Origin of the sequence: Streptomyces sp. ISL-87, assembly GCF_018614095.1 — a bacterium.
Lineage (GTDB): Bacteria > Actinomycetota > Actinomycetes > Streptomycetales > Streptomycetaceae > Streptomyces.
In genome coordinates, this window is the sequence record NZ_JAGGOY010000131.1 from 1 (window position 1) to 17,480 (window position 17,480).

General features: G+C 72.2%; 14 protein-coding genes. 7 read left to right on the forward strand and 7 right to left on the reverse strand.

The features are described 5' to 3' along the window. The first annotated feature begins 439 nt into the window (after positions 1 to 439). Together J7I97_RS35475 and ptsP are read left to right on the forward strand one after the other, a co-directional pair. Positions 440 to 889 (forward strand): PTS glucose transporter subunit IIA, encoded by a 450-nt coding sequence (locus tag J7I97_RS35475; protein WP_214943921.1) that lies wholly within the window; start codon positions 440 to 442, stop codon positions 887 to 889. A gap of 72 nt (positions 890 to 961) precedes the next feature. Continuing rightward, complete coding sequence (gene ptsP, locus J7I97_RS35480) at positions 962 to 2,632, forward strand: phosphoenolpyruvate--protein phosphotransferase (RefSeq protein WP_214943924.1); 1,671 nt, start codon at positions 962 to 964, stop codon at positions 2,630 to 2,632. 90 nt (positions 2,633 to 2,722) lie between these two features. Here the strand turns inward: ptsP and J7I97_RS35485 are convergent, their stop codons facing one another. After that, positions 2,723 to 3,700 carry a hypothetical protein gene (locus J7I97_RS35485; protein ID WP_251059483.1) on the reverse strand — a complete coding sequence of 326 codons (978 nt, stop codon included), beginning with the start codon at positions 3,698 to 3,700 and terminating at the stop codon, positions 2,723 to 2,725. 64 nt (positions 3,701 to 3,764) lie between these two features. Next, positions 3,765 to 5,741, reverse strand: coding sequence for an acetoacetate--CoA ligase (locus tag J7I97_RS35490; RefSeq protein WP_214943926.1), 1,977 nt, complete (start codon positions 5,739 to 5,741; stop codon positions 3,765 to 3,767). Between the two features lie 211 nt (positions 5,742 to 5,952). On the opposite strand from J7I97_RS35490, the gene J7I97_RS35495 reads away from it, so the two are divergent. Beyond that, on the forward strand, positions 5,953 to 8,505 hold the full coding sequence (locus tag J7I97_RS35495; RefSeq protein WP_214943928.1) for a TIM-barrel domain-containing protein: 2,553 nt from the start codon (positions 5,953 to 5,955) through the stop codon (positions 8,503 to 8,505). Positions 8,506 to 8,889: 384 nt separating this feature from the next. On the opposite strand, the gene J7I97_RS35500 is transcribed toward J7I97_RS35495, so the two are convergent. After that, positions 8,890 to 9,399, reverse strand: a complete 510-nt coding sequence (locus J7I97_RS35500; protein ID WP_214943930.1) for an NUDIX domain-containing protein — start codon at positions 9,397 to 9,399, stop codon at positions 8,890 to 8,892. A gap of 29 nt (positions 9,400 to 9,428) precedes the next feature. Between J7I97_RS35500 and J7I97_RS35505 the strand changes: the two genes are divergently transcribed. The 4 genes from J7I97_RS35505 (at position 9,429) to J7I97_RS35520 (ending at position 12,253) form a co-directional block, all read left to right on the forward strand. After that, positions 9,429 to 10,139 carry a M15 family metallopeptidase gene (locus J7I97_RS35505; protein ID WP_251059484.1) on the forward strand — a complete coding sequence of 237 codons (711 nt, stop codon included), beginning with the start codon at positions 9,429 to 9,431 and terminating at the stop codon, positions 10,137 to 10,139. A gap of 14 nt (positions 10,140 to 10,153) precedes the next feature. Beyond that, positions 10,154 to 10,492 carry a DUF962 domain-containing protein gene (locus tag J7I97_RS35510; RefSeq protein WP_251051693.1) on the forward strand — a complete coding sequence of 113 codons (339 nt, stop codon included), beginning with the start codon at positions 10,154 to 10,156 and terminating at the stop codon, positions 10,490 to 10,492. 91 nt (positions 10,493 to 10,583) lie between these two features. Beyond that, complete coding sequence (locus tag J7I97_RS35515; protein WP_214944035.1) at positions 10,584 to 11,066, forward strand: zinc ribbon domain-containing protein; 483 nt, start codon at positions 10,584 to 10,586, stop codon at positions 11,064 to 11,066. Next, positions 11,063 to 12,253: a lipid-transfer protein gene (locus J7I97_RS35520; protein WP_214943936.1), complete on the forward strand. Its 1,191-nt coding sequence runs from the start codon at positions 11,063 to 11,065 to the stop codon at positions 12,251 to 12,253. The genes J7I97_RS35515 and J7I97_RS35520 overlap by 4 nt, the downstream gene beginning before the upstream one ends. 241 nt (positions 12,254 to 12,494) lie before the next feature. Here J7I97_RS35520 and J7I97_RS35525 read toward each other — a convergent pair whose 3' ends face one another. From J7I97_RS35525 to J7I97_RS35540, 4 genes are read right to left on the reverse strand one after another with little or no spacing between them, the layout of a single operon-like run. Further along, complete coding sequence (locus J7I97_RS35525) at positions 12,495 to 13,121, reverse strand: ATP/GTP-binding protein (RefSeq protein WP_214943938.1); 627 nt, start codon at positions 13,119 to 13,121, stop codon at positions 12,495 to 12,497. Beyond that, positions 13,102 to 13,566 (reverse strand): DUF742 domain-containing protein, encoded by a 465-nt coding sequence (locus J7I97_RS35530; RefSeq protein WP_251051704.1) that lies wholly within the window; start codon positions 13,564 to 13,566, stop codon positions 13,102 to 13,104. Before J7I97_RS35530 ends, J7I97_RS35525 begins: the two co-directional genes overlap by 20 nt. Positions 13,567 to 13,576: 10 nt before the next feature. After that, positions 13,577 to 14,014, reverse strand: coding sequence for a roadblock/LC7 domain-containing protein (locus tag J7I97_RS35535; RefSeq protein ID WP_214943940.1), 438 nt, complete (start codon positions 14,012 to 14,014; stop codon positions 13,577 to 13,579). Next, entirely contained in the window at positions 14,011 to 17,136 is a 3,126-nt protein-coding gene (locus tag J7I97_RS35540) for a nitrate- and nitrite sensing domain-containing protein (protein WP_214943942.1), read from the reverse strand. Before J7I97_RS35540 ends, J7I97_RS35535 begins: the two co-directional genes overlap by 4 nt. Between the last annotated feature and the right edge of the window lie 344 nt (positions 17,137 to 17,480).

Below are 17,480 nucleotides of genomic sequence, written 5' to 3' on the forward strand. Positions count from 1 at the left end.
TTTCCGACTCTATCAGAGTCATTCCCGCTCGCTTTCCAGGTTCTTCGCTTTCGCGTTTTCCCTTTCCGGCGGTCCCGACTCTATCAGTGCTTTTCCGTCTCCCTGACCACCTGCCGTTTTGCCGAATAGGCATGCGTGCAGACGTCGAGATCAAGATCGGTACTTAAGAGGAGGGTTCCCGTCCATCGGCAGTTCGCGAGAAGTTCACGCGGTCCGTCCTGGCGGGAGTCACGACAGTACAGGCCTGCCAGTGCCCAGGCAAATCGAATCAGGCGTATGGTCTAGTCCACTACGGTGTCGCGGGAGCGCGGCGTGGCCTCGTTCAAGAGGTGCACTTCGCGCAGAACCGGGGCATCTCATGACATACCCTGCTGAAAGTACGCCGTCCAGGACAGGTTGTGACGGCGACACGAAGAAGCCCCACCCCTGGGAGGCCCCCATGACCAGCGTGACGTCCCCACTCGCCGGGCGTGCCATCGGACTCGCGGCAGTGCCCGATCCGGTGTTCTCCGGCGCAATGGTGGGACCGGGCACCGCTATTGATCCGTTGCGCGAGCCCTCGGAGGCGGTGTCCCCCGTAGACGGTGTGGTCGTCTCTCTTCACCCGCACGCGTACGTGGTCGTCGACAGCGAAGGTCACGGCGTGCTCACGCACCTCGGGATCGACACTGTTCAGCTCAATGGCGAGGGCTTTGAGCTGCTCGTCAACAAGGGCGACACCGTGGCTCGCGGTCAGGTCGTCATTCGTTGGAACCCTGCCGACGTCGAGACGGCCGGCAAGTCGCCCATCTGCCCCATCGTGGCGCTGGAGGCCTCCGCGGAGTCCCTCTCCGACGTCGTCGAGTCCGGCGACGTGAAGGCCGAGGACGTCCTCTTCAGCTGGAAGTGACGCGTCCGCTGCGCTTGCGAGTCGGACATCCATCGCGGCGGCTGGGCCCGCCGCTCTATCGGAGACGGTGAAATGGAGACAACGCTGCGAGGCGTCGGCGTGAGCCACGGTGTGGCGATCGGCGAGGTCCGGCACATGGGTACGGCGGTTCTGGAACCGCCGGCCAAGCAGATCGCCGCGGAGGACGCGGAGCGCGAACAGGGGCGCGCCCGCAAAGCCGTGGAAGCTGTTTCGGCCGACCTGATCGCGCGCGGCCAGCTGGCCGGTGGCGAGGCTCAGCACGTGCTCGAGGCCCAGGCGATGATCGCCACGGACCCCGAGCTGATGGCGGACGTCGACCGGCGGGTCGCCGTCGGCAGCACCGCCGAGCGCGCCGTGTACGACGCGTTCGCCGCCTACCGGGAGCTGCTCGCGGGGGCCGGCGAGTACATGGCCGGCCGGGTGGCCGACCTGGACGACGTACGCAACCGCATCGTGGCGCGCCTGCTCGGCGTGCCGATGCCGGGTGTGCCGGACAGTGACGAGCCGTACGTACTGATCGCGAGGGACCTTGCGCCCGCCGACACGGCTCTGCTCGACCCGGCGCTGGTGCTCGGTTTTGTGACCGAGGAAGGCGGCCCGACCAGCCACAGCGCGATCCTCGCGCGGGCGCTGGGCGTGCCGGCCATCGTCGCGCTGCCGGGTGCCGGCGAGATCGCCGAGGGCACCCTCATCGCGGTGGACGGCAGCACGGGTGACCTGTTCGTCGACCCGTCGCCGGAGAAGCGGGCCGAGCTGGAGGCCGCTGCCGCGGAGCGCAAGGCCGCTCTCGCCGCGTCGTCCGGTCCGGGTGCCACCTCCGACGGGCACAAGGTGCCGCTGCTGGCCAACGTCGGTGGTCCGGCGGACGTGCCGGCGGCCGTCGAGGCGGGGGCCGAGGGTGTGGGGCTTTTCCGCACCGAGTTCCTGTTCCTGGACGACAGCAAGAAGGCGCCGTCCGAGGAGAAGCAGATCGAGTCGTACCGCAAGGTGCTCGAAGCCTTCCCCGAGGGACGTGTCGTCGTACGGGTGCTGGATGCGGGCGCCGACAAGCCGCTGGACTTCCTGACGCCGGCCGACGAGCCGAACCCGGCTCTGGGTGTCCGTGGTCTGCGCGCGCTCCTCGACCACCCGGATGTGTTGCGTACGCAGCTCACCGCGCTGGCCAAGGCCGCCGAGGGCCTGCCGGTCTACCTGGAGGTCATGGCCCCCATGGTGGCCGACCGGATCGACGCCAAGGCATTCGCGGACGCGTGCCGCGAGGCGGGTCTGCAGGCGAAGTTCGGCGCGATGGTGGAGATCCCCTCCGCCGCGCTCCGGGCGCGCTCGATCCTCCAGGAGGTCGAGTTCCTGTCGCTGGGCACCAATGACCTCGCGCAGTACGCCTTCGCCGCAGACCGCCAGGTCGGTGCGGTGTCGCGGCTCCAGGATCCGTGGCAGCCGGCGCTGCTGGACCTGATCGCCCTGTCGGCGGAAGCCGCCAAGGCGGAGAGCAAGAGCTGCGGTGTCTGCGGCGAGGCCGCTTCCGACCCGCTGCTGGCCTGTGTGCTGACCGGTCTGGGTGTCACCTCTCTTTCGATGGGTGCCGCTTCCATTCCTTACGTGCGGGCGACGCTGGCCAAGCACACCCTCGCGCAGTGCGAGCGTGCGGCTGCCGCCGCGCGTGCCGCGGACACCGCCGAGGAGGCCCGAGTGGCCGCGCAGGCGGTGCTGTCCGGCGAGTAGCCGGACGGTGTGTGGGTGTGTTGTCGATCGAGGGGCCTTCGCCGGTGGCGAGGGCCCCTCGGCCGTCTCCTGACTCCGCCGCCGGTCTGCTCAGTGGTGCGGGCTTGGGTCGTCCACCTCGTAGCCGGGGCAGTACTCGACGCCTGGTTCGGGGGCGACGGGATCTCCGGTGTCGGCGTCCGTGCAGTAGGCGTTGAACACGGCTGCCGCGGAGAGGGGGACCAGGCGGCCGCGGTCCAGGCGCCAGCCGTGGACCCGGTCGCGGAAGCCGTCGGTGGTACTGCGGAGCACCAGTCCCCCGGGGCCGCCGAGGGCGATGCCGGCGGCCAGTACGGTCACGAAGTCGAGGCCGTCGCGTCCCTCGATGCGCGGTGGGGCATCGAGATCGCCGTCAGCGTCCGCGTGGAGCACGGCTACGAGCTGTTCCTCCTCGGTCGGGATGCTGCAGACCAGATGGTGGTGGCCGGGGCCGGCTCCGTCCACGAGGCGTTTGAACGCATCGGCCGCACGTTCGAATGAGGCGTGGCCGATGTCCTCGCCGCAGTCCGCGCAACTGCCGACTCCGGCGAGGAGCATGGAGGCGTACTCCCAGGTGGCCTGGCGGACGGCCTCGTCGACGAGGAGCGGGACCAGTTCCTCGATGGGCTGGCCGGCGTAGGCCAGTCCCCCGCTGCTGCCGGCCAGCTCGGCGGTGAAGCGGGTGCGGGTCTTGGCGGTGTCCGGGTCGAGGCCGTGTTCCGCGCAGAACACCGTGTACTCCTCGGGGTCGAAGAGGGCGACGGTGGTGTGGATCCCCTGGGCCGCGAGGGAACGCAGCAGTCCGTCGACGTGGCGGAGGTAGTCCTGGTGGTCGTCGAAGCTGAAGCTGCGGTAGCCGCGCATGGCCGCGAAGTCCCCGGCGTCGGCCAGGAGGCCGACCGTGCTGGGGACTTCGCGGCGCAGCGTGCGGCGCCGGCTGGTGCTGCTGGTCGCGGTGCTGTCGGTGCTAATGGCGCTGTTGGTCTTGGTGGTGTTGGTGTTGGTGTTGGTGTTGGTGTTGGTGTTGGTGGGCTTGTTCGTCGATGGCATGGCTCCCCCTGAGTGGCGCAATCACTTGCTCACTCACAGTAACCAGGGCCACTGACAGTGCCCCTCAGCGGCGGGTACGGGCCAGCTCTTCGTAGAAGTGGAGGAGGTCGAGGTTGTCGACCGAGCCGGGGTTGACCGCCTTGGTCATGGGCGCACCCTGGAGGAGACGCTTGACCGGAACCTCCAGGCGCTTGCCGGTGAGGGTGTGCGGGATGCCCGCGACCTCGATGATCTCGTCGGGGACGTGGCGCGGGGAGAGCTCCTCGCGGATCGTCGCCTTGATCCGGGCGCGGAGGTCGTCGTCGAGGGTGGCTCCGGGTGCGAGGTGCACGAAGAGCGGCATCCAGTAGCCGCCGTTCGGCTCCTCCAGGCCGATGACCAGGGACTCCTTGATCTCCGGAAGGCGTTCGACGGCCTCGTAGATGTCGGCGGAGCCCATCCGGACGCCTTGGCGGTTGAGCGTGGAGTCGGAACGGCCGTGGATCACGACCGAGCCGCGGTCGGTGATCGTGATCCAGTCCCCGTGCCGCCAGGCGCCGGGGAACATCTCGAAGTAGCTGTCGCGGTAGCGGCTGCCGTCGGGGTCGTTCCAGAAGTGGATGGGCATGGACGGCATGGGGTTGGTGACGACGAGCTCGCCCACCTCACCGATGACGGGCTTGCCGGAGGGGTCCCAGGACTGGAGGTCCGTGCCGAGGCAGGCGGCCTGGAGCTCGCCGATGTGGACGGGCAGGGTGGGGACGGCGCCGGCGAAGCAGCTGCAGACGTCGGTGCCGCCGCTGACGGAGGCGATCCAGAGGTCCTCGGCCACCTCGTCGTGCAGCCAGCGGAAGCCGTCGGGCGGGAGCGGGGAGCCGGTGGTGGCCACGCACTTCACGGCGGAGAGGTCGAAGTCCCGGGCGGGGTGCACCTCGGCCTTGCGGCAGGCCATGACGTAGGCGGCGGAGGTGCCGTAGAGGGTGGCTCCGGTGCGCTCGGCGATGCGCCATTGGGCACCGGTGTCGGGGTAGCCGGGGCTGCCGTCGTACAGGACGACCGTCGTACCGGTGAGCAGGCCGGAGACGAGGAAGTTCCACATCATCCAGCCGGTGGAGGTGTACCAGAAGAACCGGTCCTGCGGGCCGAGGTCACAGTGCAGGCCGAGTTGCTTGAGGTGTTCGAGGAGGATGCCGCCCTGGGACTGGACGATCGCCTTGGGGAGGCCGGTCGTGCCGGAGGAGTAGAGGACCCAGAGCGGGTGGTCGAAGGGGACCGCCTCGAAGACGGGCTCCGCGTCCGCGGAGGTGAGGGCGGACCAGTCGAGGGCGCCCGCGGGGGCCGGCGTACCCAGCAGCGGGATGTGGACGACGGCGCGCAGCGAGGGGAGCTCGGCGCGGAGCTCGGCGACGGTGTCGCGGCGGTCGTGCTCCTTGCCGCCGTAGCGGTAGCCGTCGACGGTGAACAGGACCACGGGCTCGACCTGCTGGAAGCGGTCCAGGACGCTGCGCGCGCCGAAGTCCGGGGCACAGGATGTCCAGACCGCGCCGACGGCGGCGGTGGCCAGGAGCGCGGTGACGGCCTCGGGGATGTTGGGGAGGTAGCCGCTGACCCGGTCGCCGGGGCGTACGCCGAGGGCGCGCAGTTCGGCGGCGAGCGCGCCGACCTGGCGGCGGAGTTCGGCCCAGGTGACGGGGACCGTCTCGTGGCTCTCGTCCACGTAGAGGAGGGCGGCTTCACCGGCGCGGGCCGGGTCTTCGGCGGCGCGCAGGGCGTGCTCGGCGTAGTTGAGGGTGGCGCCCGTGAACCAGCGTGTGCCCGGCATGGAGCGGTCGGCGAGGACGGACTCGTACGGGGTGGTGAAGCGGACGTCGAACCACTCGGCAACGGCCTGCCAGAAGGTGTCCAGCTCATCGACGGACCAGCTGTGCAGGGCCGGGTAGCCGCCGTCGGCGGGAGCGTCGAACCGCTCGGCGGCCCAGCTCTGGAAGGCCGTGATCCGGGCCGCGGCGATCCGCTCCGGGCCGGGGGACCAGAGGGGTTCCGGCGTGCTGGCTGAGGTCATGGGTCGGCTCCCGGTCAAGTCTGCGGCTCGCGCTTCGTGTGCGTACGGTGCCATCACGCGGTGGGTGTGCGCGTGGCGGCTCACAGGGACCATGCCATGTGATCGACCTCCGCACCAGAGCCGTCATGGGCGGTCGGGTGTGATCCATTTGTGGGTGAACGGAAGCTGAACGTAGCCCTCTCGGCCTGGGGCCGGTGGCAGGGTGAGCGCCATGGACGGTCGTGATCTGGTGCGTGCGGTGAAAGAGATCGGTACGGCGCGGGGGCGCCGGGCGTGGCGCTCGGCCTGGCGCCACCGGCGCGCGGACGCGGTGGGGCTCCCGCGCCGGGGCGCGGAGCGGGCGCGTGTGCCGGGGCTGCTGACGGGTACGGAGCCGCGCCCGGGCGGGGGTGTGCTGCGGTTCGCGCGCTCGGAGCTGCTGGTACGGGTCACCGTGGGCGGTGCGGTGTTCTGGGGCTGGGACGGGGCGGAGCCGACGCCGTCGTACGCGGTGGTGGGCAGCGGCCCGGAGCCGGATCCGCGCGCGGTGCTGGAGGCGGACACCGGGGGCGGCTGGCGGGTGGTGTCGGAACGCGTGACGGTTGCGGTGTCCCGGCACGGGGCGGTGGAGATCCGGACCCCGGGCGGGACGGTACTGCGGCGGGAGCTGCCGCCGCGGTGGTGGGAGCCGGTGGAGGACGGGGCGGGCGGGGCCGCCGTGGGCGGAGACGTACCGGGGCAGCGTCGGCCGGGCGGGGATGCCGCGGGCGGGGACGGGGGCCGGCCGGGCGGGGGCTCTGTGGGCGAGGGCCGGCCGGACACGGGCGGACCCGGCGAGGACGTGCCGGGTGGGGACGGGCCGGGTGGGGACGGGCCGGGCGAGGGCGGACCGGGTCGGCGGCGGTCGGGGTGGGGTGGGGCGCGGTGGGTTCAGCGGGCTGAGGTGCCGGCGGATGCCCGGTTCTTCGGGCTGGGCGGGCGGGCCGGGGGGCCGAGGCTGCGGGACGGGGCGTACCGGCTGTGGAACACGGACCCCAAGGGCGGGTTCGGGCCGGGCCATGATCCGCTGTACATCACGATGCCGGTGCAGATGGTGGTCGCGGACGCGGGGACGCACCTGGTGTTCCACGACAACACGTGGGACGGGCGGGTGGTGCTGCGGGAGGGCGAGGAGGGCGCGGGCTCGGGGCCGGACCGTCCGGGCCTGACCGAGCTCCGTATGGAGGGCGGGCCGTTGCGGTGCTGGGTGCTGGTGGGGACGCCGGCCCGGGTGTTGCAGGGGTGGTCGGGGCTGACGGGGGCGGCCGCCGTGCCGCCCGAGTGGGCACTGGGGTACCAGCACGCGCGCTGGGGGTTCGGGAGCGCGGCGGAGGTACGGCGCGTGGTGTCCGGCTACGCCTCGCGCGGGCTCGCGCTGTCGGCCATACACCTGGACATCGACCACTACGACGCGCACCGGGTCTTCACGGTGGACAAGGAGCGTTTCCCGGACCTCCCGGGCCTGGCCGGGGAATTGCGGGAGCAGGGCGTGCGGCTCGTCTCGATCGTCGACCCCGCGGTGAAGGCGGGCGACCCGGTGCACACCTCGGGCCTCGCGGTAGGGCCGAGCGGAGCCTTCGTACGGGACGCGCGGGGGCGGGAGGTCCGGGGTGAGGTGTGGCCCGGGGAGTGCGCGTACCCGGATTTCACCGATCCGGCGGTACGGGAGTGGTGGGGCGGGCTGTACACGGAACGGCTCGCGCAGGGCTTCTCCGGGATCTGGCACGACATGAACGAGCCCGTCTCCTTCGCCCCGTTCGGGGACCCGACGCTGCCCCGGTCGGCGCGCCACGCCCTGGACGGGGCCGGCGGGGATCACCGGGCCGCGCACAACGTGTACGCCCTCGGGATGGCCCGGGCGGGCTGGGAGGGGCTGGTCCGGCTGCGGCCCGCCGAGCGGCCGTTCCTCTTCTCCCGGTCGGGGTGGGCGGGGATGCAGAGGTACGGGGGCACGTGGTCCGGTGATGTGGAGACCGGCTGGGAGGGCCTGCGGGCCTCGCTCGCGCTGGTGCTGGGGCTCGGGGTGTGCGGGGTGCCGTACTCGGGGCCGGATGTGGGGGGCTTCGGGGGTTCGCCGTCTCCGGAGCTGTACCTGCGGTGGCTCCAGCTGGGGTCGTACCTGCCGCTATTCCGGACCCACTCGGCGATCTGGGCGGGGCGGCGGGAGCCGTGGGAGTTCGGGCCCGAGGTGGCGGAGCACGCCCGGGCGGTGCTGGCGGAGCGGGAGCGGCTGCGGCCGTACTTCGTGACGCTGGCCCATCTGGCGCGGCGCACCGGGGCCCCGTACGTGCGTCCGGTGTGGTGGGGCGCGCCGGAGGACCGGGGGCTACGGGACTGCGAGGACGCGTTCCTGCTGGGGGACGCGCTGCTGGTGGCCCCGGTGCTGGAGTGCGGCTCCGACCGGCGGGCGGTCCGGCTGCCGCGGGGCCGCTGGCACGACACGGCGACGGGGGCGGCGTACGACGGTCCCGGGCAGGTACTGCTGGACGCGCCGGCGGGGCGGATCCCGGTGCTGGCCCGCGCGGGGTCGGTCCTGCCGGTGCGTTCCGGCGACGGCTCGGTGGCCCTGGAGGCGTGGGCGCCTGCCCGGGGGCGCACGGGGGGCGGCGTGGTGATCCGCGACCCGGGACCGGGGTTCGAGCCGGGGGAGGTCGAGCGGTACACCGTGCGGTGGGTGGGGGACGCGGTGGTCGTTGAAACGGAGGCCGGGGCGGGCGTGGCGGGGGTGACGGTACGGGGGTTGTAGGCGCCCGCCTCCCCGATCCCACCGGGTGCCGGACAGCGCCGCCCGCGCCCGCGGCCCTACCGGGGCGCCGCCCCGGCCCCCGCGCCTCAAACGCCGGCGGGGCTGAAGGTTCCCCGGCGAGGCTGGAGTTGCTTCCGGCGGGGATGGGGGTGCCCCGCCGAAGCTGGCAGGCGCCCCGGAGGAACTGGGGGTCCCGGCAGAACTGGGGAGGTACCCCGGCGAAGCCCGGGGAGTACCCGGCGAAGCTGACAGGTGCTCCCGGCGGAGGGGCGGCAGGTATCCCCGGCGGGGATGGGCGGTGCCCCCCGGCGGGGGTAGGTATCGCCCAGGCCGTTCCTTCGGGGGCTTTAGCTGGGGGAAGCCCCCGGCACGGCTCCTACTTCGTCACGCGTACTTTCCCGCGAACCAGGCGCCCGCAGCACGCGTGTGGAGCGGAAACGCCAGCTCCGTCGGGGCGCGCAGCACGTGCCAGCCCGAGGTTTCGTCCGTCGCGACGGACCGCGGAAGCGAAGAGGCCGGGCGCGGCGGCAGGAGGCCGAAGAGCAGGAGGTGTCCCGCCGGGGAGCTCATGGCGTCGGCGAGGGTGACCTCCGCGGCCGGGGCCTCGATGCCGGTCTCCTCGCGCAGCTCGCGGACCACCGACTCGCGCCAGTCCTCGCCGAAGTCCATGAAGCCGCCGGGCAGGGCGATGCCGCCGAGGGCCGGTTCGATGGTGCGGGTGATGACCACCAGGCCGGTGCCGTCCTCGTCCTCGACCGGCAGGAGGGCGACAGCCACCGGGAGCGGGTTGCGGTACGTGGTGGCGCCGCACGACGTGCAGGTACGGGGCCAGGCGGTGGCTTCGAACAGTACTCCGCAGGTGGAGCAGTGCGAGTCCCTCAACTGTGCCGGCATCCCGCGATGATATGCCAAGGGGTATGAGGATGCTGGGTGTTGCGGCCGTCCTGCTGCTGGGGTTCGTCGGCGGTGCGGCTCCGCCGGAGTTCGCCGCTCCGCCGGAGTTCGCGGCGCTGGCGGACGTCGATCCGACCATCGGGCAGGACATGCGGTACGCGTCCGCGCGGAACTTCACCGGCAGGGTCGTGGACGGGTACGAAGAGCCCGTCTGCCTGCTCGCCCGGCCCGCCGCCGAGGCGTTGCGGCGGGCACAGCGGGAGTTGCTGCGAGGCGGGTACTCCCTGAAGGTGTACGACTGCTACCGGCCGCAGCGCGCGGTGGACCGGTTCGTGCGGTGGGCCCGGGATGAGGCCGACCAGGCGACCAAGGCGGAGTTCTATCCGGATGTGCAGAAGAACCGCCTGATTCCTGACGGCTACATCGCCGAGAAGTCCGGGCACAGCCGCGGGAGCACCCTCGATGTGACGCTCGCACGCCTGCCCGCGCGCCGGGAACTCGACATGGGCACTCGGTTCGATTTCTTCGACCCCCTCTCGCACACCGACGATCCGCGGGTCGGCGGGGCCGCCCGGGAGCATCGGCAACTGCTCCGGCAGGTTCTCGGCCGGCAGGGGTTCGTCAATCTCCCGGAGGAGTGGTGGCACTTCACCTACAAGCCCGAGGCGTTTCCCGACACTTACTTCGACTTCCCTGTCGCGGTCCCTGTCCCTGTCCCTGTCGCCTCGATCCGTCCCTGAGTACCGTGCCGGCCATGACATTCAGTTCGTACGAGGAGTTCTGGCCCTACTACGTAGCTATGCACTCCCGCGCCGCCACCCGCTGGGTCCACCTCACCGGCACCCTCACCGGGCTCGCCCTGACCGCGTACGGGCTGGCGCGCGGCCGGAAGCGCTACCTCGCCGCCCTCCCCGTCATCGGGTACGGGACGGCCTGGCCCGCGCACTTCCTGATCGAGAGGAACAACCCGGCCACCTTCGGGCATCCGGGGTGGTCGCTGCGCGGGGACGCGCAGATGATCCGGATGATGCTGGCCGGGCGGGACGCGGAGCTGGCCGAGACCGCGCAGAAGTGGCTCGCCGAGAACCGGTGACCCGTACGCCCTCCCGTGACAGACTTCTGACGCTTCGTCAGATGAATTGTCGGGTCACGCTGTTCGGGAGGGGTCGTCGGTCTTGGAACGCATACGCACGCATACACGCACACCCGTAGTCAGTGGATGGTTCACCGATGCCGGTGCCGGTGCAAACGCCGGACCAGAGAGCGGCTTCCGCCTGCTCGGCACCCGGTGTTCCGCCTGCGCCGCCGTGTTCTTCCCGCGCGAGGACGCGTACTGCCGCAACCCCCGCTGCCCCGGCGGCGGTGAGCTCGCCGAGGTCCCGCTGTCCCCGCGCGGCCGGGTCTGGTCCTACACCGACGGGCGGTACCGGCCGCCCGCCCCGTACGTGTCCGATCCGGACGCGCCCTGGGAGCCGTACACGCTGGTCGCGGTGGAGTTGGAGGCCGAGGGGATGATGGTGCTCGGGCAGGCGGCACCGGGGGTGACCGTCGCCGAGCTGGCGGTCGGGATGGAGGTCGAGGTGGTGGGCGGTGTGCTGAACGAGGACGAGGACGCCGGGACCACCTGGACGACCTGGCGGTTCAAGCCCGTCGGGGGGCAGTCGTGACCGACGGCATCGCGGTGCTCGGAGCCGGCATGCACCCCTGGGGCAAGTGGGGCCGAAGCTTCGTCGAGTACGGGCGGGCCGCCGCCCTGGCAGCGCTCGCCGACGCCGGGCTGGACTGGACCGACGTGCAGTCCATCGTCGGGGCCGACACCGTGCGCTCGGGCTACCCCGGCTACGTGGCCGGTGCGACCTTCGCCCAGGCGCTCGGCTGGCAGGGCGCACGGGTGACCAGTGTGTACGCCGCCTGCGCGTCCGGGGCCCAGGCGATCGGCGCGGCCCGGGCGCAGATCCTGGCCGGGCTGGCCGACGTCGTGCTGGTCGTCGGGGCGGACGCGGCGCCCAAGGGGTTCTTCGCCCCGGTGGGCGGGGACCGGCCCGACGACCCGGACTGGCTGCGGTTCCGGGTCCTGGGGGCCACGAATCCGGCGTACTTCGCGTTGTACGCCCGGCGCCGGATGGCCGTGTACGGGGATTCCGTCGAGGACTTCGCCCAGGTGAAGGTCAAGAACTCGGCCGCCGGGGCGCTCAACCCGAATGCCCGCTACCGCAAGGCGGTGACGGCCGGGGACGTGGCGGCCTCGGCCGTCGTCGCCGATCCCCTCCGGCTGCTCGACATCTGCGCGACCTCCGACGGGGGCGCGGCGCTGGTGCTGAGCAGCATGGACTTCGCGCGGGCGCGCGGTGTGAGCGATCCGGTGCGGATCCGGGCGGTGTCGACGGTCACGCCGACCTATCCGCGTACGGTGCTGGACCTGCCGGACATCGCCACCGATTCGGTGACGGCCGTACAGCCCGCGCCGGGGTCGTTCCGCGCGTCGATCGCCCGCGCCGCCTACGAGGAGGCCGGGCTCGGGCCGGACGATCTGTCGCTCGCCGAGGTGTACGACCTTTCCACCGCCCTGGAGTTGGAGTGGTACGAGGACATCGGCCTCTGCGGCGAGGGCGAGGGGGCCAAGCTCCTACGGGAAGGGGCGACCGCGCTCGGCGGGCGGGTGCCGGTCAACACCAGTGGCGGGCTGGCCTCCTTCGGGGAGGCGGTGCCGGCTCAGGCGATCGCCCAGGTGTGCGAGCTGACCTGGCAGTTGCGCGGCAGGGCCGGGGAGCGGCAGGTACCGGGGGCGCGCGCCGGGATCACCGCGAACCAGGGGCTGTTCGGGCACGGGTCGGCCGTCATCGCCGTGCGGTAGGGGGGTCACGGAGCCGCGGCTGAACAGGCGGTGGTGTCACAGCGCTTGACGGCCCCCGGCGACGGGTTCACACTCGCTCCACGGTCTCGCTCGACAGCCCGGTGCCGTGGGCGAGGCCCCCGCATCCCCTGTGAGAGCAGCGGCCCGTACCCCAGTCGGCGGGGGTACGGGTCGCCTCCATGTACGCCGGGGCCCGTCAGGTTGTGCGCAGGGTCGGGCCCCGCCGTCAGGCCCCCGCCCCTCAGGCCCCCGTCGTCAGGCTCTGCCGCCGGGCCCGCGCCAGTGACATCGCGTGCTCCACGACCCCCACCAGCACGTCCTTGACGGACTCCCGGTCGCGCGCGTCACACAGCAGCACCGGCACCTCGGGATCGAGGTCCAGTGCCTCCCGCACGGTGACCACCGGATGCCGGTCGGCGCCGTCGAAACAGTTGACCGCGACCACGAACGGGATGCCGCGCCGCTCGAAGTAGTCGATGGCGGCGAAGCAGTCGGCGAGGCGGCGGGTATCGACGAGGACCACGGCGCCGAGCGAGCCCTGGGCCAGTTCGTCCCACAGGAACCAGAACCGGTCCTGGCCGGGCGTGCCGAACAGGTACAGCACCAGGTCCTCGCGCAGCGTGATGCGCCCGAAGTCCATGGCGACGGTCGTGGTGCTCTTGCCCTCCACTCCCCCGGTGTCGTCGACACCGATGCCCGGTTCCGAGAGCTGTTCCTCGGTCCGCAGCGGTCTGATCTCACTCACCGCACTGACCAGGGTGGTTTTGCCCACCCCGAAGCCGCCCGCGACCAGGATCTTCAGGGTCAGCGGCTCGACCGGCGACACGGCATGCATCGCGCCGGTGCGGCTAGAGCGCCCGAAGGCCATCGATCACCTCACGCAGAATGGATTCATCGGGCAGTTCGGCCGGCGGTACCGGCCGGGTCACATGGACCAGTTCGTCGTCGACGAGGTCGCCGATCAGGACCCGGACGACCCCGATCGCGAGATCGAGTTCGGCCGCGAGTTCGGCGACCGACTGCGGGCGTTCCCGGCACAGCCCGAGGATGTGGGCGTGTTCCGGGGACAGGGTCATGTCCCAGACCGGATCGTCGGCCGCCGCTTCGGCGACGACGAGCGCGATCAGGTCGAGCCGGTGCTGGCCCGCGTGGCTGGTCCGGCCGCGGGTCATGGCGTACGGGCGGACCACGGGGCCGGCGTCGTCGTCGAACCAGTGCGGGTGGGCGAGGGCGGGGGCCGGAGTTCCCTCAGGGGTGATGGCGGGGGTGATGCCGGGGGTGAAGGCGGGGTGGTCCTGGCCTGAATCGCTCATGCCGTCCGACTCACCCTCCGGCTGGCAGCCCGGTCCGCGGGGCGGTCGCCAGGTGGTCGCCGACTCGCTTGACCATCAGGGTCATCTCGTACGCGACCTGGCCGACGTCGGAGTCGGCGTCGGCCAGCACGGCCAGGCAGCTGCCGTCGCCGGCCGCCATGACGAAGAGGAAGGCCTCGTCCAGCTCGACCACGGTCTGGCGGACCTTGCCGGAGTCGAAGTGGCGGCCGACGCCCTTGGCCAGACTGTGGAAGCCGGAGGCCACCGCCGCCAGGTGCTCGCTGTCCTCGCGGGTCAGGTCCTTGGAGTTGCCGGTGGGCAGTCCGTCACTGGACAGGACCACCGCCTTGCGGATGCTGCCGACCCGGTCGACGAGCTCGTCGAGGAGCCAGTTGAGCGGGCCGGAGCCGCGGCCCCTGGTGTCGTTGCCGGTCTGCGGTGCGGTCATCGACCGTCCCCCTCGTTCTCGTTCGCAGGACCGGTGGCGGCGGAAGTGCCGGCCGCGGTCTCGGACTGCTGCTGTGCGTAGTGGATGCGTCCGGCCGTCCAGCCGCGCTGGAGTGCGGACATGCGCCTGCGTACGTCCTCGGCGTCGCGGTCCTCCAGCTGCTCGGCGGCGGCTTCGGCGGGCGCGGGCGCCGGGGCGTTCTTGAGCTGGGGGGCCAGGCTGGCCTGGCGGACCCGGCGGGGCAGCCCTCCCGGGCCGGTGCCGGTGCCGGTGCCCTGGCCGGGCGTGACGGGCTTGGCGGGCTTGGCCCTCGCCTCTTCGGACGCGGACGCGGACGCGGACTCGGGCGCGGACTCGGGCGCGGGCTGCGGGACCGCGGAGACCGGGCGGGGCTCCACGCGGCGGCCGTGCTCGGCGACCAGGGTCGGGGTGGGGCGGCGGCGCGGGAGCGGTACGGCTCCGGAGGCGCGGGGGCCGTCGACGCGGACGGCGTCCGCCCTGGGGCGCTCGCGCCGGACCGGTCCGGTGGGCGCCAGCGGCTCGCGGTCGAGGTCGCCGCCGATGCGGTCTGCGCCGCCGCGGGTGCCATCGCTGCCGGTCCGGTCGCCGCTGATCCGGTCTCCGCCGATGCCGCGGGTGCCATCGCTGCCGGTCCGGTCTCCGCTGGTCCGGTCGCCGCTGATCCGGTCTCCGCCGATGCCGCGGGTGCCATCGCTGCCCTTGCGGTCGCCGCCGGTCCAGTCGCCGCCTATCCGGGCTTCGCCGCTGCCTCGGCTGCCGTCGCCGCCGTTGCGGTTTCCGCTGTTGCGGTCCCCGCCCGTCCAGTCGCCGCCGGTGCGGTCTCCGCCGATCCGGTCGCCCTTCCAGGCGCCGCCGCGCTGCGGGTTCCGGCCGGGGTGCGGCCGTTCCGCCGGGCGCAGGCCCAGCAGGGCGCTGCGCGGGGTGCCGTTCGGCGGTGTCTCGTCGTCCAGGGTGGCCATGGGCGGGCGGCCGCGGACCCCGGTGAGGCCCGTGATTCCGGCGGGGGCTTCGTCGAGGGCGTCGAGGCCGGCGGTGCCGTCGATACCGCCCAGCCCCAGGACGGTGAGCGGGGCCTCCAGCTCCACCGGGCCGTGCAGGGCGCCGGGCGGCAGCGGGTGGCCGGCTGACGCGCGCCCGACGGCGGCCGGTGCGGGCCGCCCGGAGCGCTTGCCCTCGGCCAGCCGGATGCCGGTGCCGTTGGTCTCCGGGGCCTCGGTCAGCAGGTCCGCCGGGAGGAAGACCACCGCGGTGGTGCCTCCGTAGGGGCTGTGCTGGAGGACCACCCTGACGCCGTGACGCTGGGCGAGGCGGCTGACCACGAACAGGCCCAGCCGGTCGGTGTCGGAAAGCTCGAACTCGGGGGTCTCGGCGAGGCGGAGGTTCGCGTCGAGCAGCGCCTCCGGGGTCATGCCGAGGCCGCGGTCGTGGATCTCCAGGGTGAAGCCGTTCGCCACGCGCTCGCCGTGCACCTGGACCGCGGTGTGCGGTGGGGAGAACACGGTGGCGTTCTCCAGGAGTTCGGCGATGAGGTGGGTGACGTCGGCGACGGCGGGGCCCTCGATGCCCAGGCGCGGGAGCCGGCGTACCTCGATGCGCTCGTAGTCCTCGACCTCGGCGACGGCGGCCCGTACGACGTCCATCAGCTGGACCGGCTTGCGCCACTGGCGGGAGGGCGCGGCGCCGGAGAGGATCACCAGGCCTTCGGCGTGGCGGCGCATACGGGTGGTCATGTGGTCGAGGCGGAAGAGGTCCGCGAGTTCCTCGGTGTCCTCGGTGCGCCGTTCCATGGTGTCGAGCAGGGTCAGCTGGCGGTGCAGCAGTACTTGGTTGCGGCGGGCCAGGTTGACGAACACCTCGGACACGCCGCGGCGGAGTTCGGCCTGCTTGACGGCGGCCTCCACGGCGGCGCGCTGGAGGGTGTTGAGGGCCTGGCCGACCTGGCCGACCTCGTCCTTCTCGAACTCCAGGTGGGGGGCCTCGGTCTCGATGTCTACGAGTTCGCCGGCGGCGAGGCGGCGCATGACGCTGGGGAGCCTGACGCCGGAGGCCTCGTGGGCGTCCTTGCGGAGCCGGGACAGGTCGCGGACCAGGTCGCGGCCGATGCGTACGGACAGGACGAGGGAGACGATCAGGGCGATGAAGCCGAGGATGCCGGCGACGGCGGCCTGGACCAGGACGTCCATGGCGACGGGCTCGACGCGCTTCTGGTAGCTGTCGCCCGCCGCGGTGCCCATGGTGGCGAGGTCGTCGAGGACCTTGGTCGCGGCCGCGTCCCACTCGGCGGTGGTGACGCTGCGGGGGTTCTTGCCCGCGCCGGCGGCGACGAATCGTTCCTCTGCCTCACGCAGGGGCTTGGTCGCGGGGCTGGTCCAGTACGCCTCGAAATGCTCGCGGTCGGTGCCCGGAAGGATGGCGAGGTTGAACTCGTACAGCAGGGTGCGGTTGGCGGCGAAGTCGGAGACGTGCCGGATGTCGGCGGCGCTGACGCTGCGGGCGGCGAGGGCCGAGGCGATGACGGCGTCCTCGCGGGAGAGCGTCTCGCGGGCGCGGGTGATGCCGACGAGGGCGCGGCCCTGCTTGTCCATCTCCACGCTCTCGAGGGCGTGGAGGTTCATGAGGAACTCGTAGCAGGGGTCGACGAGCCGGTTGTAGAGCTCCAGGGCCTGGCTCGGGTCCAGGCTGTTCTGGTCGACGGAGACGCGCACGGCGGCGATGCCGTGGAAGGCGTCCAGGATGGAGCGCAGGCGCTGGGCGGCGTTGGGGCTGAGCTCGTCGATGACCTCGGGGTCCCGCGCGTTCACGCTGATGCTTTCGACCGCGGCGTCGGTGGCGGCGCGGCTCTTGGCGAGTTCGGCGGTGGCGACGGAGGAACGGGGGTCGCCGACGACGACGAGGGTCTGGCGGCGTTCCTTCTGGATGACGCGGACGACGTCCTCGATGGGGTAGCCCACCTTGTCGATGACGTAGGCGACATCGAGGAGTTGGACAGCCTGCCGGCCGGTGATGACCGTGGCGAAGCCCCAGAGGGCGGTCAGGGAGACGAGCGGCACAAGGAGCAACGCCACGATCTTCCGGCGGATGGACTTTCCGCGAAAGCGCATGGCCTCCCCAGCCTCCCCCAGCTCAACCCCGTTGGCGGGGGTTGGTGTTCCGTCATTTAAACGGCGTGAGCCTACTACTGCCACCGAGCGGCTTCGAAGACGTGTCCGGACGTTTTCGGCCGGACTCCGGGATGAAGATCACGAGTTGTCCGGCAATTCCGGTCAAGACCGGCCCGATATGTGGCGGATGAGACTTGGTGGGGCATCGGTTCCCGCAATCGAATGGATGGCTGGAATTATTCGTTCCGTGTGGGTCGGACCCGTTCAAGGTGTCCCACGATTCGGGAATCTCTCGCGGCTGCCGGACGTCTACCTGTTCGAGGGGACTCGTTGGGGTAGGGGCG